The following is a 16,525-nucleotide window of genomic DNA, read 5'->3' as shown; positions in this document are numbered from 1 at the left end:
CGCCAAGGGGCAGTGGTCCGGGCCGGGTCAGCCGCCGGGCAGCAGCCGGGTCTCGGCGGCGGACACGCCCTTGGCCCACCAGTGGTCGTAGCGGGCGTAGGCCCGGAGGTCACGGGCGGCCAGGAACGCCGCCAAGGCACGGGCCTCGGCCGCCAGTTCCTCCCAGGTCCCCTCCGGCAGGCGGTGGAAGGCGCCGGCCTCGATGCCGTCGTCGGCGACGCGCCAGACACCGGCGACATGGCCGTCGACGAGCAGGGTGGGCAGCACATCGCCGTTGACCCGGATCACCCGTTTGCGGTACTCGGGCGGGAGCACCCGGCCGCGGTCGGCGTACGCCAGCAGGACGCTGTCCCACATCGCCATCAGCCGGGGCGGGGCGGGCGTGTCCTCCACGGGCCTGGGCGCGCCGGGAACGTCGTACAGCACCGTGCCGTCGGGGCCCTCCAGTTGCTCCAGGCCGTCCGCGAGCGCCGCGACGGCCGCTCGGACCCGGGGGCGGTGGACCATCGCGAACTGCGCCATGTCGGCCATGGACGCCGGTCCGAAACCCGCCAGATACCGCAGGATCAGGTCCCGCAGCCCGGCCTCCGCCGCCCGTGGGTCGCCCAGCGCGGGTCGCGGGGCGGCGGCGACGTACGAGAGCCGGTTGGTGAACGTCCAGGGCCCGCCCGTGGGCGCGTGCCACAGCGGCGCGTACTGCCGGAGCATCCGCTGGGCCCCGTTCTCCAGGGGGCGGCCGAGGCGCGCTTCGAGCCACTCCCCCAACTCGGCGCTGCCACGGGGCCGCCCGGTGTGCTTCAGCAGGTCCGGAAGCAGGGCGTCCGCGTCCTCCCCGGTCAGCCCCGAGGAGCGGAACCGCGCGTCGCCGAGCCGGGACGAGCGCAGCGTGGGTTCCATCGCCTCGCGGAAGCCGCGGTAGTCCTCGGCGTGGACCGCGTGCAGGGTGACCCGCATCAGGGTCGCCTTCACGATCCGCCGGTCGCCCAGCGCCGCGTCCAGCTCGGCCGGGTCGAAGCCGTGGATCCTGTTCCACAGCGCGATGTACGGGGACGCGGCCTGCTGCGCCTGGAGCGCCACCAGGCGGCGCAGCGCCTCCACGGTGTCGACCTGCTCGCGGCCGAGCAGCAACTGCCGGGCGAGGGTGGCACGGTTCAGGGCGCGCGCGGAGATCACCATGCGCCGATTCTCCCCTGTCCCGGTGCGGCCGGTCCTCCCTTGTCCGTCCCCGTGCGGCCGATCCCCCCCTTGACCCGGCGCGTGGGAACCCGTGCCATTCGCCCCGCACACGGCACTCGGGGGCCGGCCCCCTCCGGAGCCGACCGGACCCGACCGGCCCTCTCGGCCCGCCCGACCGCCTCGGCCCGCGCGCTCGCGGTGTCCGCGCCACGCCGGGCGCGCCCAACCCCGCTGCCCCGCGACGCCCGGCTTTCTATGGTGGACGCCCGACCGGGGCGCCCCGACAGCCGCGCGGCGCCGGACAGCCGGACAACACACGGGGAAAGCACGGGGGTCATGCACGGAGACGGGCTTCGTTATGCCCTGCTCGGGCCGGTCAAGGTGGTCAACGCCAAGGTGCCCAACGGGGTCGAGGAAACGATTCTGCTCACACCGCAGCAACGGGCGGTCCTGGTCATGCTGGTCGCTCGGCGCGGCCGGGTGGTGACTGTCCACGACCTGGTGAACGGCGTCTGGGGCCACCGCCCTCCGGGGCGGGCGCGTTCCATCCTGCAGAGCCAGATCTTCGAGCTGCGCCGCAAACTGGAACCCGGACGGCCGCCCCGCGCGCCCGCGCGGGTCCTGGTATCGGCGGCCGACGGCTACCGGCTGCTCACCGCGCGCGGCGCCTGCGACACGGACCGCTTCGACCAGGCCGTCCACGACGCCGGGCGGGCGGAGCTCGCGGGCGACCTGGAGGGCGCCCGGCGGCTCCTGTGCGCGGCGCTCTCGTCGTGGCGCGGCGAACCGCTCGCGGGCGTACCGGGACCGTACGCGGAGAGCCTGCGCGGCGCGCTCACCGAGCGGCGGCTGGCCGCCGTGGAGACCCGCATCCGCCTGGCACTGGAGCTCGGCGCCCACGCCGAGATCGTCCCCGAGCTGACGCCGCTGATCGCCGAACACCCGCTGCGCGAAGGGCTGCGGGCCCTGCAGATGCTCGCCCTGTACCGTGGCGGGCGGCAGGCCGAGGCGCTCACCGCCTACACCGACTGCCGCTCGGCACTCGCCGCCGAACTGGGCGTGGAACCGGGTGCTCAACTCAACGACCTGTACGAACGCGTCCTGCGGGCCGACCCGTCCCTGACCCTCCGCCCCACCTCCAGCCCGGCCGTGAGCGGTCGGCCCACGGCGTGCAGCGCGAGCCCCGGTGACGAGGAGCCGCACGTACCGACGGCCGACGCCGCGCGCTACCAGCACCCCACACCCGCCCAACTCCCCGCGCCCGCAGCCGACTTCACGGCGCGGGCTGCCGAAGTCGAGCGACTGACGGCCGTGCTCGACCCCGGCTCCCCGCACGCGGTGGTCGCGGCCTTATCGGGTCCCGGCGGCGTGGGCAAGACCGCGCTCGCCCTGTACGCGGGACATCGCGTCCGCGACCGCTACCCGGACGGCCAGCTCCACGCCGACCTGGGCGGCACGGCGGCCGAACCCGTGTCGCCGGCCGAGGTCCTGGCCCGCTTCCTGCGCGCCCTCGGCGTCACCCCCGTACCGGACGGTCTCGACGAACGGATCGCGCGTTACCGCTCCGCACTGGCCGGACGCCGAGTCCTGGTCCTCCTCGACGACGCCGCACACGAGCGGCAGATCGCACCGCTGCTGCCCCGCGCACCCGGCTGCGCGGCCCTGGTGACCAGCCGCGAGAGGCCCGCGCCGGCGTCGGCGTACGCGTACGAGCTGGAGGTCTTCTCCACCGAGGAGGCGCTGGCGCTGCTGTCCCGGCTCGCGGGGCGAAGACGGATCGTCACCGAGCCGGAGGCCGCCGCCGAACTCGTCGCCCTGTGCGACCATCTGCCCGGCGCCCTGCGCGTCGCCGGGGCCCGGCTCGCCCAGCACCCCACCTGGACGGTCACCGACCTCGTCGAACGAGCGGCCGAGGCGCGGTACGGGCCCGACTGCGGCAGGGCGGGCGGCGCGTCTGGGGCGGCGGAGTTCCGGCCCGAGCACGGCCATGCGGGCACCTCTTCCGGGGAGGCTGTTTTCCGGCCCGAGCACGGCAATACGGACGCCCTTTCCGGGGAAGCGACGTTCCGGCCGGGTCACGACCGGCCGACGCCGGAGCCTGTGCCCGCGTCCCGCTTGGCCGCCCCCGCCCCCGCCACGGGCCCGGCGCCCGGCGCCCATCGGTCGCGTCCCCGGCCCGCCGGAGCGAACGGCCGACCACATCTACACCCTCACAACGGCCTCTGAACGGTCCCGACGCGCCTTGCACTGCCGCGCCACACGAACGTCTCGTCCCCGCCGACCGCACCCGGCAACGAAGGCCCTGCCACTGCCACCCGTTCCCCTGCCCGGACACCAGACCGCCCCGGTCAGCCCACTCCGTCGGCCCGACCGGCGTAACTGGCCAAACGCGAACGTCCCCACCCCGTACGAATCGGGGTGGGGACGGATCGGAGCGCTGGGCAGGGCTTGCACCTGCATCCCCCCGCAGGAAGCGGGATGTCTTGACTTGGACCACCAACGCGCGGCCGGATGGCGGCAGTTCTGCCGACCGGCTCAAGATCCATCCTACCCCATCGGAGCACCGCATCCCGGCCATCCCCCGGACCCGGCCGGGTGCCGGGCCGCGGCACATGAGGGTAGGGTCCCAGGCCACTCGGGGGACAGACCGACACACCAGTCGTGCCTTCGGCACCACGGCAGGGGGGATCGCTCGTGACCATCGTCCAGCGCCGCCGCACGTCCCAGCGCGTACTCGCCCTCGTCTCCGTCGCCGCCGCGACGGCCACCGCCGTCGGCACCGCGTTCGCCGCCCCCGGCCCGGCCGACGCCGACCTGCGGCTGGCCCGCGCCCAGGCGGCGCACCACGACGGCTCCCCCGCGGGCAGGGGGCACGGCCGGCCCGGCGCCGCCCCGGGAGAGGTGGTGACCCCGACGTTCGACCTGACGGCCGTCGACCGGCAGAGCGGGAACCTCTATCTGTACTTCGCGGACGGCCAGGGCGGCTTCGGTCCCCGCTACGACGTCGGCGTGGACTACTCCTCCTCCGCCGCCGTCGCGGACGTCGACCGCGACAAGGACGGTCACGGCGACGGGTTCTGGAACTTCCAGAAGGACGGCCTGCTGACCTACACCTGGAGCGACGGACACGACGCGTACACCAAGGACATCGGCCCGGGCTGGCAGATCTACGACAAGGTCCTCTCCCCCGGCGACCTCGGCGGCGCGGGCGACGCCGATGTGATCGGGCGCGACGCGTCCGGGGTCCTGTGGCTGTATCTCGGTTATCCGGACGGGGAGTTGACGGCCCGTCACCGGGTGGGCGGCGGCTGGGGCCAGTACACGGAGATCGCCGGTCAGGGCGATCTCGACGACGACGGCCACGCGGACATCGTCGCCCGCGACCGGGCGGGCACGCTGTGGCTGTACCGGGGCACGGGCGACTACACGAACCCCTTCGAGGCCCGTACGAGAATAGGCGGCGGGTGGAACACCTACGACCGGATCCTCTCCGTAGGCGATCTCGACGGCGACGGTCACGCCGATCTCGTGGCCCGCAGCAGCGGCGGCGACCTGTACCGCTACTCCGGCAACGGGAACGTGTCGGACCCCTTCGACAACGCGGTCAAGATCGGCCGGGGGTTCGACATCTACAACCTCCTCTGAACCTCCGCGCAGAGCAAGCCTAAGACGGAGAAGCAGCGAACGGCCGAGTGGTCGTCGCTACGCGGCCCGCAGCGCCTCCACCGCGACGCGGGCCGCCGTGCCGATGACCGCGTCGGCCGCGGGCAGGGTCGCCGCGGTGCCGGCGGCACGGGTGAAGACGGCGACGGCGTACCGTCCGCCGTCGGGGTACTCGACCACGCCGACCTCGTTGCGCAGGGTCGGCAGGCTGCCCGTCTTGCCCGCGACGTGGACGTCGTCGAAGGGGAACCCGGAGGCCATCCGGTGCGGCCAGACCTGGAGCCCCAGCAGCCGGCGGATCGCGGCGCCGTGCTCGGGGGCGCACGCCTCGTCGCGCCAGACGGCGCCGAGCAGCCGGGTCATGTCGCGGGGCGTGCTGCGGTTGGTCCTGGCCGGATCGAGCGCCCGGAGCCGGGCGATGACGTACGGATCGGTGAGCGCCTGGGCGCCCTCGGGCCCCGCGTCCTCCTTGACGGTGTCGAGGAGCTCGCGGAAGCCGTGGACCGCGTGGGTGTGGGCGAGGCCGAGCCGGGCCGTGGTGGCGTTGACGGCGTCGAGGCCGACGCGGGTCAGGAGCACCTCGGCGGCGGCGTTGTCGCTGACGGCCATCATCAGATAGGCCGCGTCGCGCAGGGAGATCCGGACGGGGTCGAGCATGGCGGCGAGACCGGTGGGGCCCGGCGCGCGTCCCGCCGCCGGCACGTCGATGCGCTCGGTGAGGTCGAGGCGCCCCTCGGCCGCCTGTTGGTGGAGCGCGACGAGCAGGCAGAGCTTGTGCACGCTCGCGGTCACCACCGTCCGGTCGCCGCCCGCGCTGATCTCGGCGCCCGAGTCGATGTCGACGGCGTGCAGGCGGCCGGTGACACCGGCCGCGTCGAACGCCTCGCGCAGGCGGGTGAGGGCGCCGGTCACAGCCAGTACTCCGAGGCCGGGCGCAGACGCAGGGGGTGCGGGGGCGGTTCGCTGCTCACGTCCGAAGTCTCCCGCAGCGCGCGCGTGGCCGCTTCGGCGAAGGCGCGCACCGCCGTGTCGCTGCGCCCGCGCGGCCAGGCCGCGGACAGCCGCCAGGAGAGCGGCGCGCCGGTGAGCGGGCGCCAGACGAGGTCGGGGTCGCGGTCCGCGGTGTGCTCGGGGTGGGCGTCGCGCGGGCTGAGGGCGACGGCGTTGGCCGACAGGATCAGCCCCCGGATGAAGCTGGCGCCCTGGCCGTGGCGTACGGCGGCGGGCGTGTAGCCGTCGCGGGCGCAGGTGGTCAGCACGTCGTCGTGGAGCGCGGGCGCGGCGGCGCGGTGGAAGAGGATCAGGTCGTACGGGGTGAGCGCGGCCAGCGGGACGGTGTCCAGGGCCGCCTCCGGGGCGTCGCGGGCCAGCAGGACGCCCACTTCGCGGCGCAGGACGGGTCCGAGTTCGAGGCCGGAGACGTCGCACGGGTGGTGCAGGAGTCCCGCGTCGAGGTCGTGCGAGGCGAACTGGGCGAGCTGCTGGGAGGTGGTCAGCTCGCCCAGTTCCAGCTCCACGCCGGGGTGCCGCTCCTGGAACTCGGCCAGGATCGCGGTGACCGTCTCGCCCGCGATGTCGGGCGGCAGCGCGGCCCGCAGCAGCCCGCTCTCGCCGTCGCGGATGCGGCGTGCGGTGGCCATGAGCGCCTCGGAGCGGGCGAGCAGCTCGCGGGCCTCCGCGAGGAGCAGGGTGCCGGCCTTGGTGATCGTCACCTGGCGGCTGGTGCGCTCGAAGAGCCGTACGCCCAGTTCGCGCTCCAGCCGCTGGACGCGCTGGGAGAGGGGCGGCTGGGCCATGCCGAGCCGCTCGGCCGCCCGACCGAAATGTGACTCTTCTGCAACAGCCGCGAAGCACTCCAGATGCCGGATCAGGTCCACGAGCAGCAATGATATCGGATTTTTATTGATGGTCGATTGATAGGGAACTTGGACATGCGGCGCAGAGCGCTGTTCCCTTCAGGCCAGGTCCAGGGCCTGCCCCCCACCCCGCGGCCTCCACGTCAACCTCGGCGTCCACCTCAACTGGAGCGTGATGAACCGGCCACTGCGGCGCGCCGCCGTCTTCTGCGGGATGCTCGTCCTCGCCCTGCTCGTGCGGGCCACCTGGGTGCAGTTCGCCCAGAGCGACAGCCTCGCCAAGCACCCCGAGAACCGGCGGGTGCGGATCGAGGCGTTCGCCCAGCCCCGGGGCAACATCATCGTGGGCGGGGTACCGATCACCGGCTCGGTGGCGACCCCGGGCTCGGACTTCAAGTACAAGCGCGTCTACCGGGACGGCCCGATGTACGCACCGGTCACGGGCTACCTCTCCCAGGCACAGGGGTCCACCTTCCTGGAGGGCGTCCACCGCGATGTGCTCAGCGGCAAGGACAGCCGTCTGCTGGCGGGCCCCCTGGCCGCCCTCACCGGGGCCAGGCCGCGCGCCGGGGACGTGATCACCACCATCGACCCGAAGGCGCAGAGGGCCGCGTACAAGGGGCTGACGGACCTCAAGGCCAAGGGCGCCGTGGTCGCGCTCGACCCGCGCAGCGGACGGATCCTGGCGATGGTGAGCACGCCCTCGTACGACCCGTCCGTCTTCGCGGGCATGTCCCGCGCGGAGGGCGAGCTCTTCAAGAAGCTCGACGGGGACCCGGGCAAGCCGCTGAGCAACCGGGCGATCCGCGAGACGTACCCGCCCGGCTCCACCTTCAAGATCCTCACCGCGGCGGCGGCCCTGGAGCACGGCACGGTCACCGACATCAACGCCCCCTCGAACGCCCGGGCCCCCTACCGGCTGCCGCAGAGCACCACGGAGATCGGCAACGTCGTCCCCAACGCGCAGTGCGACAAGGTCTCGATGAAGACCGGCCTGCAGTGGTCCTGCAACAACGTCTTCCTCGACGCCGCGCTGAAGACCGGCAAGGACAGGATGCGCGAGACGGCGGAGAAGTTCGGCTTCAACAAGGAGCAGTTCACCCCCGTGCGCGCGGTGGCCAGCGGCTACCCCAAGGAGCTCGACAAGCCGCAGACCGCCCTGACCGGCATGGGCCAGGGCAGCCTCACCAGCACCCCGCTGCAGATGGCCATGGTCACGGCCGGGATAGCCAACGGCGGTGAGGTGATGAAGCCGTACCTGGTGGAGGAGTTGCGCGGCCCCGACCTCTCGCCGCTCGCCACGACCCGGCCCGAGGTGCTGGACCGGGCCGTCTCGGAGGCCACCGCGAAGAAGGTCCAGGAGATGATGGAGTTCACGGTGACCGACGGCTCGGGCGGCAAGGTCCGCATCGACGGCGTGACGGTCGGCGGCAAGCCGGGGACGGCGCAGCACGGCGCCGATGTGCGCGACGAGCGCCCGTACGCCTGGTTCGTGTCGTACGCCAAGCAGCGGGACGGCACTTCGCCGGTGGCGGTGGCCGTGCTCGTCGACCCCGCCGGCATGGACATCTCGCGCGACGCCATCGCGGGCGGACGGCTGGGGGCGCCCATCGCCAAGGCGGTGATGCAGGCGGTGCTCAAAAAGTAGCGGCCCGGGGTGAGACACGGAAAAAGGTGACGCGTTCTGTCACCTTTCACGTGCACGGTGGATGACATGGACAAGGACATCACCACCCAGCGCCCCGGCCCGTCGGCACCGCTCGCCGACCGCGTCGCGCTCGTCGCCGGAGCCACCCGGGGAGCCGGACGCGCCCTCGCCGTCGAGCTCGGCCGCACGGGCGCCACCGTGTACGCGACCGGCCGCACCACCCGCGGACACGCCAGCGAGGTCGGCCGGACCACGGAGACCATCGAGGAGACCGCGGAGCTGGTCACCGCGGCCGGCGGCACCGGCATCGCCGTCCCCACCGACCACCTCGACGAGGACCGCGTCCGCGCGCTCGTCGAGCGCGTCGAGCGCGAACGCGGCCGACTGGACATCCTCGTGAACGACCTCTGGGGCGGTGAGCACCTGCTGGTCGGCTCGGTCTTCGGCAAGAAGAGCTGGGAGACACCGCTCGCCGACGGGCTGCGCATCCTCGATCTGGGGGTGCGCTCCCACATCATCACCGCGGCGCTCGCCCTCCCCCTCCTGATCCGCTCGGACGCGCCGCTGCACGTGGAGGTCACCGACGGCACGGCCCGCTACAACCGCCGCTACCGGGAGAACCTCTACTACGACCTCGCCAAGAACGCCCCGCTCCGGATCGCCTTCGGACTGGGCGAGGAACTGGCCGAGTTCGGGGGCACCGCGGTCGCCGTCACACCGGGCTTCCTGCGCTCGGAGCAGATGCTCTCCCACTTCGGTGTGCGCGAGGAGAACTGGCGCGAGGCCGTCGCCCAGGACCCGCACTTCGGGATCGCCGAGTCGCCGTACTACCTGGCCCGGGCGGTCGCCGCCCTCGCCGCCGACCCGCGCCGCGCCGAGCGCTGGAACGGCAGGTCCACCTCCAGCGCGGAGCTCGCCCGGACCTATGGGGTACGGGACGTGGACGGCAGCAGGCCGGACGCCTGGGCCTACTTCGAGGACGTGGTGCACGGCGGGAAGGACGCTTGCGCGGACGACTACCGCTGATCCTTCGCCGCATCCCGCCCGTAGAGGCGGACGAGGGCCTGCGCGTGGTCGCGGAAGCGGGCGCGCAGGCCCGGCGGGGCAAGGACCTCCACGTCCGCGCCGAGCCCGGCGAGCTGCGCGAAGGCGACGTCCTCCGACTCCACCGGCAGCTCCAGGGTGACGCGCCCGGCCCCGTCCGGCTCGCCCGCGTGGGCCAGCGCCTCCTCGACACCGGCCGGGTCCGCCACGGACGGCAGTCCGCGCAGCCCCCGCTCGCTCAGCCGCACGGTCACCGTGGCGCGCAGCAGCACCCGGGCGAATCCGGCCGCGCTCCGCCGCCAGTGCGCGGCCAGGTCGAAGGACGGGTCGCGCGCGAAGGGTCCGTCGGCGCCGGGAGCGGGGGCGAGCGCCGTGACGCGGTCCACGCGATAGGTGCGCCAGCCGCCGTCCCCGTCGGCCGGCTCGCCGGGGATCCGGCCCACGACGTACCAGACGCCGGCTTTCAGGACCAGTCCGTACGGCTCCAGCAGGCGCGTCACCGTACGCCCGGGAGCGTCCTCGCGGTCCGGGCGCGCGTACGTCAGCTCCACGGTGCGGTCGGACCATACGGCGCGGGCGAGTTCGGGCAGCAGCTCCGGCGCGGAGGGCTCGCGGAACCAGGCCGGGGCATCGAGGTGGAAGCGGCGCGCCGACGACTCCGCCGCCTCCCGCAGCGACGGGAGCAGGGTGGCCGAGAGCTTCAGACGGGCCGTGTCCGCCGCGTCCGAGAGCCCGAGATCGCGCAGGGCGGCGGGCAGCCCGGAGAGGTAGAGGGTCTCGGCCTCGGTGGGGCGCAGGGTGGTGAGCCGGGTGCGGTACCCCGGCGCCAGCCGGTAGCCGCCCGCGCGCCCGCGCTCGGACCGGACCGGCACACCGGCTTCCACCAGCGCCTGGGCGTCCCGGATGACGGTGCGCTCGGAGACCTCCAGCTCCCGGGCGAGGGCGGCGGCGGTCAGACCGGGCGTCGACTGGACGAGGAGGGCCATACGGATCAGGCGGGCGGCACGCATGGGATCAAGGATCGCCCACCGGGCCCGACCAGCACACATGCTGGACAGGCATTGACAATTCCTTTTGCCACGTGCCTAACTTGCGGCGCACGACGGGACGCACCACGACCGGAGAAGCGACGGTGACAGCGATGTACGCAGCTGACGGGACGGCCGCATGGCGGCGCCTCGGCCGCGTCCTGCTGTGCGCGAACCGCTCCGTCGACCTGCTCCGCGTCAACAGCGCGCTGTGTACGGGCTCTTCCCGCGCCCTTCGACAGGGCTGACCCTCCCGAAGCCACCGGGTCCCCCGCTCCTGTCGACGTGATGCGCCCGCCCGCTTCCTGAGCCTTCCGGCCTCCTGAACCGCGCGTTCGCCGTGCGGTCCTCCCCTGCCCGGCCCCGTCCCCGTGCCACCGCGCGCCGTCTCGCCCCCGGGCCCTCCCGTCCGGCCCGGTCCGGCCGCTCCCACGGGTCCGGGCTGTCCGAATCCGCTGGAGCCCTCCATGAGTGAATCTCCCGGCATCGCCGTGTCCTCCGGATCAGCGCCACCCGAGGCGATGCCCCTGCCCGACATCCCCGCCCCGCCCGAACCCCCGGCGGCCCGGCGCGTGCTTCCGCTGCGGCGCCCCGGACGCTGGATCGTCACGGCCGTCGTACTCGTCCTGGTGGCGCAGATCCTCCACGGGCTGGCCACCAACCCGTTCTACCAGTGGGACCGGTTCGCGTACTGGTTCTGGCGGCCCGCGATCCTCGACGGGCTGGCCATCACCCTCGAAGTCACCGCGTACAGCGCGGTGCTGGGACTCCTCGGCGGCGTTCTGCTGGCGCTGGCGCGGCTCTCCCCGAGCCCGGTGCTGCGCTCGGTCAGCTGGCTCTACACCTGGCTGTTCCGGTCGGTGCCGCTGATCGTGGTGCTGCTCTTCCTCTACAACTTCAGCGCGCTCTACCAGACGCTGAGCGTGGGAGTGCCGTTCGGCCCGGCCTTCTTCACCTTCGACGAGTCGCGCCTGGCCACCGACATGGTCGTCGCGGTCGTCGGCCTGAGCCTCAACGAGGCCGCCTACGCCTCCGAAGTGGTGCGCGGCGGCCTGCTCTCCGTCGACCAGGGGCAGCACGAGGCCGCAGCCGCGCTGGGGCTGCCCAAGCGGTACCAGTTCGCGAGGATCGTGTTCCCGCAGGCGCTGCGCTCCATCGTCCCGAACTACGTCAACCAGCTGATCGGCCTGGTCAAGGCCACCTCCCTGGTCTTCTACGTGTCCCTGCTCGACCTGTTCGGCTCGGTGCAGAGCATGGGCGCGACCTATCCGGGCGACATCGTGCCCCTGCTCCTGGTCGCCACCACCTGGTACCTGATCCTCACCAGCGTCGTGTCCGTCGTCCAGTTCTACGTCGAGCGGCACTACTCGCGCGGCGCGCTGCGCACCCTCCCGCCGACCCCGCTGGGCAAGGCACGGACCGCTCTGCGCGAACTGCGCACCCGCGCCCGGAGGGAGACGGCGACATGAGCCTCAAGACCACACCCACGGCGGACACCGCGGTGCCCGACGCGCGCCCCGCCGCCGTCGAGGTGCACGACGTACACAAGTGGTTCGGCACCCAACACGTGCTTGACGGAGTGGAGTTGACCCTGCGACCCGGCGAGGTCACGGTCGTCCTCGGCCCCTCCGGCTCCGGCAAGTCCACGCTGCTGCGGGTCATCAACCATCTGGAGAAACCCGAGAGCGGCCATGTCAGCCTGAACGGCGAGCTGATCGGGGTACGGCGGCAGGGCGAGCGGTTCCGGGAGCTCAGCGAACGCGTGATCCTCGCCCAGCGCGCCCGGATCGGCTTCGTGTTCCAGAACTTCAACCTCTTCCCGCATCTGACGGTGCTGGACAACGTGGCGGCGGCCCCGGTGGCGACCGGAAAGCTCTCCCGCCCGCAAGCCCGGACACTGGCGCGCGAACTGCTCACCCGGGTGGGTCTGGCCGACCGGACCGGCGCCTATCCCCGGCAGCTGTCCGGCGGCCAGCAGCAGCGGGTGGCCATCGCCCGCGCTCTCGCCCTGCGCCCCGGCGTCATCCTCTTCGACGAGCCGACCTCCGCCCTCGACCCCGAACTGGTCGGCGAGGTGCTGGCCGTCATCAAGGACCTCGCCGGCAGCGGCACCACCCTGCTCATCGTCACCCACGAGATCGGCTTCGCCCGGGAGATCGCCGACCGGGTGGTCTTCATGGACGGCGGCCGGATCGTCGAACAGGGCCCGCCCGCGCAGGTGTTGGACCACCCACGACACGAGCGGACCCGCGACTTCCTCAGCAGGGTCCTCTGACTCCCTCCGCACATCGAAGCCCCGCACACCGAAATCCCGCACAACGCACCACGGCAACCGACAACGGACAAGGAAGACCATGAACACCCTCGCTCTGCGCAGCAGACTCCTCCGTGGCGGCGCCGCGTCCACCGCCGTCGTCTCCCTGGCCGCCGGGCTCTCCGCGTGCGGCGGCGACAGCGACGCCGCCACCCGGCCCGCCGCCGCGCCGGCCGGGACCGTCACCGTCGGCGCGCTCTCCAACGGCGCAGCCCGGCAGATCGCGCTGGAGGTGCCCGAGGTGAAGTCGATCAGCGCCAAACTGCCCAAGGGCGTTGCCGCCAACGGCACTTTGGTGATCGGCGTCGGCGCGCTCCCCGCCGGGTCCCCGCCGCTGGAGTACGTCGGCCAGGACCAGAAGACCCTCACCGGCGCCGAACCCGACCTCGGCCGTCTCGTCGCCGCCGTCCTCGGGCTGAAGCCGGAGGTGAAGAACTCCACCTGGGAGAACCTGTTCGTCGGCATCGACAGCGGCAAGGTCGACGTGGCCTTCTCCAACGTCACCGACACCGAGGAGCGCAAGAAGAAGTACGAGTTCGCCTCCTACCGGCAGGACAACCTCGCCTTCGAGGTGCTGAAGAACAGCACCTGGGAGTTCGGCGGCGACTACGAGAACCTGGCCGGGCGGACCGTCGCGGTGGGGGCGGGCACCAACCAGGAGAAGATCCTGCTGGAGTGGAAGACGAAGCTGGAGCGGGAGGGCAAGAAGCTCACCGTCAAGTACTACCAGGACAACAACGCCATCGCCCTGGCCCTGTCCAGCGGCAAGATCGACACTTACTTCGGCCCCAACCCCGGCATCTCCTACCACGTCGGCCAGACCGCGAAGACCCCCCGTCCCACCCGTAACGCGGGCAAGTTCTCCGGCGCGGGCGCGAGCCTCCAGGGGCTCATCGCGGCCACCGCGAAGAAGGACAGCGGGCTCGCCGGACCGGTCGCGGAGGCCATCAACCACCTCATCGCCAACGGCCAGTACGCCAAGTGGCTCGCCGCCTGGAACCTCGGCAACGAAGCCGTCACCACGTCGCTGGTCAACCCGCCGGGCCTGCCGCTCGACAACTCCTGATCCCTGCGCGCCCGTTCGTCCCGCCAAGGGGCTCGCGGCACGCTCAACCCACTCACAGCCGCCCCCTCCGCACCGGTGCGGCTCTTCTGCGACACTCATCAGGAAGGCGCGTTCCCTTGTCCACAACACCTTCGCCTCTGCACCTCGCCGTCGCCCTCGACGGCGCGGGCTGGCACCCCGCCGCCTGGCGCGAACCCGTGGCCCGCCCCCGCGAGCTGCTGACCGCCGCGTACTGGACCGATCTGGTCACCGAGGCCGAGCGGGGCCTGCTCGACTTCGTCACCATCGAGGACGCCCTCGGCCCCCAGTCCTCGCACCCCACCGAACCCGACGGGCGCACCGACCAGGTCCGGGGCCGGCTGGACGCGGTCCTCGTAGCGGCCAGGGTCGCCCCGCTCACCCGCCGCATCGGACTGGTGCCGACCGTGGTGGCCACCCACACCGAGCCGTTCCACATCTCCAAGGCGATCGCCACGCTCGACCATGTGAGCCTGGGCCGGGCGGGCCTGCGGGTACAGATCGCCCCGCGTCCGAACGAGGCGGCCCACTTCGGCCGGCGCACCCTCCCGCCGCTGCCCGCCGACGCCTTCCGCACACCCGCCGGACAGCAGGCGGTGCGCGGCCTGTTCGACGAGGCCGCCGACTACGTGGAGGTCGTGCGCCGGCTCTGGGACAGCTGGGAGGACGACGCGGAGATCCGCGACGTGGCCACCGGCCGCTTCGTCGACCGCGCCAAGCTGCACTACATCGACTTCACGGGTGAGCACTTCAGCGTCAAGGGCCCCTCGATCACCCCCCGGCCGCCCCAGGGCCAGCCGCTCGTCAGCGCGCTGGCGCACGCCACCGTCCCGTACCGGCTGGTGGCCCGCTCCGCCGACCTCGCCTACGTCACCCCGCACGACCGGGCCCACGCCCTCGCGATCGTCGAGGAGATCCGTACCGAGCAGACGGCCGCGGGACGCGGTGGCGAGCGGCTGCACGTCTTCGGTGACCTGGTGGTCTTCCTGGACGACGCCCCCGGGGCCGCCCGGGCCCGGCGGGAGCGTCTGGACGCCCTCGCCGGGGACCCGTACACGAGCGACGCCCTCGTCTTCGCCGGCACTCCGGCCGAACTCGCCGATCTGCTGCTGGACTGGCAGGAGGCCGGGCTGAGCGGATTCCGGCTGCGCCCCGCCGTCGTGGGCCACGACCTGCCGGCCGTCACCCGCGCGCTGGTGCCCGAGCTCCAGCGCCGTGGCGCCTTCCGGGCCGCCTACGAGGCCGACACCCTGCGCGGCCTGCTCGGGCTCGCCCGTCCCGTCAGCCGCTACGCCGCCACCCCGACCGTCTGAGCCCCGAGGAATCCCACCATGAGCAAGCCGCTCAAGCAGATCCATCTCGCCGCCCACTTCCCCGGGGTCAACAACACCACCGTGTGGAGCGACCCCGAGGCGGGCAGCCACATCGACTTCAGCTCCTTCACCCACTTCGCCCGCACCGCCGAACGCGCCAAGTTCGACTTCCTTTTCCTCGCCGAGGGGCTGCGGCTGCGCGAACAGGGCGGCGAAATATACGACTTGGACGTCGTGGGCCGCCCGGACACCTTCACCGTACTGACCGCGCTGGCCGCGGTGACCGAGCGCCTCGGGCTGACCGGCACCATCAACTCCACCTTCAACGAGCCGTACGAGGTGGCGCGCCAGTTCGCCACGCTCGACCACCTCTCGCAGGGCCGCGCCGCCTGGAACGTGGTCACCTCGTGGGACGCCTTCACCGGGGAGAACTTCCGGCGCGGCGGCTTCCTGCCGCAGGAGGAGCGCTACTCTCGGGCCAAGGAGTTCCTGGCCACCGCCCATGAGCTGTTCGACTCCTGGCGCGGGGACGAGATCGTCGCGGACCCCGCATCGGGCACCTTCCTCGGCGACGCGCGCGCCGGGGCGTTCGCCCACCGGGGCGCGCACTTCGACATCCAGGGCCGCTTCAACGTTCCGCGCGGCCCGCAGGGCCGTCCGGTGATCTTCCAGGCGGGCGACTCCGACGAGGGACGCGAGTTCGCGGCGGCCGGTGCGGACGCCATCTTCAGCCGGTACGCGTCCCTGGAGCGCGGCCAGGCGTTCTACGCCGACGTCAAGGGGCGGCTGGCCCGCTACGGCCGCGCGCACGACCAGCTGCTGATCCTGCCCGCCGCGAGCTTCGTGCTCGGCGACACCGACGCCGAGGCGGAGGAGCTGGCGCGGGAGGTGCGCCGGCTCCAGGTGAGCGGGGCCACCGCCATCAAGCACCTGGAGTTCGTGTGGAACCGCGATCTGTCGGCCTACGACCCGGACGGCCCGCTCCCCGACATCGACCCCGACCCGGGTGAGCACACCATCGCCCGGGGCCGGGCGCAGGTGCGGATGTACCGCGATCCGCTGGCCACGGCCCGCGAGTGGCGCGAACTGGCCGCCGCCAACAAGTGGTCGATCCGCGACCTGGTCATCGAGACCGGCAACCGGCAGAACTTCGTCGGCTCCCCGGCAACGGTGGCCGACACCATCGACGCCTTCGTCCAGGCGGACGCCGCCGACGGCTTCATCCTGGTCCCGCACATCACCCCGGGCGGCCTCGACCCGTTCGCGGACCGGGTCGTACCGCTGCTCCAGGAGCGCGGTGTCTTCCGGACGGAGTACGCGGGTACGACGCTGCGCGACCACCTCGGTCTGGCCCACCCCGACGAGGGGCGCGAGGGGCGTGCGGCCAGGAGTGCCTAGC

13 protein-coding genes are annotated in these 16,525 nt (G+C 73.0%); 9 read left to right on the top strand and 4 right to left on the bottom strand.

The window, feature by feature from the left end; all coding sequences use genetic code 11:
- Positions 1–27: 27 nt before the first annotated feature.
- Positions 28–1,176 carry a winged helix DNA-binding domain-containing protein gene (locus AB5J87_RS33950; protein ID WP_369382530.1) on the bottom strand — a complete coding sequence of 383 codons (1,149 nt, stop codon included), beginning with the start codon at positions 1,174–1,176 and terminating at the stop codon, positions 28–30.
- A 336-nt stretch (positions 1,177–1,512) separates the two neighbouring features.
- Between AB5J87_RS33950 and AB5J87_RS33945 the strand changes: the two genes are divergently transcribed.
- Both AB5J87_RS33945 and AB5J87_RS33940 read left to right on the top strand, forming a co-directional pair.
- On the top strand, positions 1,513–3,402 hold the full coding sequence (locus AB5J87_RS33945) for a BTAD domain-containing putative transcriptional regulator (RefSeq protein WP_369382529.1): 1,890 nt from the start codon (positions 1,513–1,515) through the stop codon (positions 3,400–3,402).
- A 468-nt stretch (positions 3,403–3,870) separates the two neighbouring features.
- On the top strand, positions 3,871–4,821 hold the full coding sequence (locus AB5J87_RS33940; RefSeq protein WP_369382528.1) for an FG-GAP repeat domain-containing protein: 951 nt from the start codon (positions 3,871–3,873) through the stop codon (positions 4,819–4,821).
- A 57-nt stretch (positions 4,822–4,878) separates the two neighbouring features.
- Here the strand turns inward: AB5J87_RS33940 and AB5J87_RS33935 are convergent, their stop codons facing one another.
- Together AB5J87_RS33935 and AB5J87_RS33930 are read right to left on the bottom strand one after the other, a co-directional pair.
- Positions 4,879–5,751, bottom strand: coding sequence for a serine hydrolase (locus tag AB5J87_RS33935; RefSeq protein WP_369382526.1), 873 nt, complete (start codon positions 5,749–5,751; stop codon positions 4,879–4,881).
- Entirely contained in the window at positions 5,748–6,716 is a 969-nt protein-coding gene (locus AB5J87_RS33930) for a LysR family transcriptional regulator (RefSeq protein ID WP_369382524.1), read from the bottom strand. The genes AB5J87_RS33935 and AB5J87_RS33930 overlap by 4 nt, the downstream gene beginning before the upstream one ends.
- Before the next feature lie 154 nt (positions 6,717–6,870).
- Between AB5J87_RS33930 and AB5J87_RS33925 the strand changes: the two genes are divergently transcribed.
- Both AB5J87_RS33925 and AB5J87_RS33920 read left to right on the top strand, forming a co-directional pair.
- Positions 6,871–8,343: a peptidoglycan D,D-transpeptidase FtsI family protein gene (locus AB5J87_RS33925; RefSeq protein ID WP_369382523.1), complete on the top strand. Its 1,473-nt coding sequence runs from the start codon at positions 6,871–6,873 to the stop codon at positions 8,341–8,343.
- A gap of 66 nt (positions 8,344–8,409) precedes the next feature.
- Entirely contained in the window at positions 8,410–9,369 is a 960-nt protein-coding gene (locus AB5J87_RS33920) for an SDR family oxidoreductase (protein ID WP_369382522.1), read from the top strand.
- On the opposite strand, the gene AB5J87_RS33915 is transcribed toward AB5J87_RS33920, so the two are convergent.
- Positions 9,360–10,397: a helix-turn-helix transcriptional regulator gene (locus AB5J87_RS33915; protein ID WP_369382521.1), complete on the bottom strand. Its 1,038-nt coding sequence runs from the start codon at positions 10,395–10,397 to the stop codon at positions 9,360–9,362. The two genes, AB5J87_RS33920 and AB5J87_RS33915, sit on opposite strands and share 10 nt — an antisense overlap.
- 485 nt (positions 10,398–10,882) lie before the next feature.
- On the opposite strand from AB5J87_RS33915, the gene AB5J87_RS33910 reads away from it, so the two are divergent.
- The 5 genes from AB5J87_RS33910 to AB5J87_RS33890 all read left to right on the top strand — a co-directional run bounded on the left by AB5J87_RS33910 (position 10,883) and on the right by AB5J87_RS33890 (position 16,524).
- Positions 10,883–11,884, top strand: coding sequence for an amino acid ABC transporter permease (locus AB5J87_RS33910; protein WP_369382519.1), 1,002 nt, complete (start codon positions 10,883–10,885; stop codon positions 11,882–11,884).
- Entirely contained in the window at positions 11,881–12,690 is an 810-nt protein-coding gene (locus AB5J87_RS33905) for an amino acid ABC transporter ATP-binding protein (protein ID WP_369382518.1), read from the top strand. Before AB5J87_RS33910 ends, AB5J87_RS33905 begins: the two co-directional genes overlap by 4 nt.
- Before the next feature lie 79 nt (positions 12,691–12,769).
- Positions 12,770–13,795 carry an ABC transporter substrate-binding protein gene (locus AB5J87_RS33900; protein WP_369382517.1) on the top strand — a complete coding sequence of 342 codons (1,026 nt, stop codon included), beginning with the start codon at positions 12,770–12,772 and terminating at the stop codon, positions 13,793–13,795.
- Between the two features lie 116 nt (positions 13,796–13,911).
- Positions 13,912–15,126, top strand: coding sequence for an LLM class flavin-dependent oxidoreductase (locus AB5J87_RS33895; RefSeq protein WP_369382516.1), 1,215 nt, complete (start codon positions 13,912–13,914; stop codon positions 15,124–15,126).
- An 18-nt stretch (positions 15,127–15,144) separates the two neighbouring features.
- A complete protein-coding gene (locus AB5J87_RS33890) occupies positions 15,145–16,524 on the top strand; it encodes an NtaA/DmoA family FMN-dependent monooxygenase (RefSeq protein ID WP_369382515.1) in 1,380 nt (459 codons plus the stop codon).
- Position 16,525: the final 1 nt, after the last annotated feature.

The sequence above is a fragment of the Streptomyces sp. cg36 genome (assembly GCF_041080675.1).
Taxonomy (GTDB): domain Bacteria; phylum Actinomycetota; class Actinomycetes; order Streptomycetales; family Streptomycetaceae; genus Streptomyces.
The sequence above is the reverse complement of the archived record's forward strand: the minus strand, read 5'-3'. Positions and strand labels throughout refer to the sequence as shown.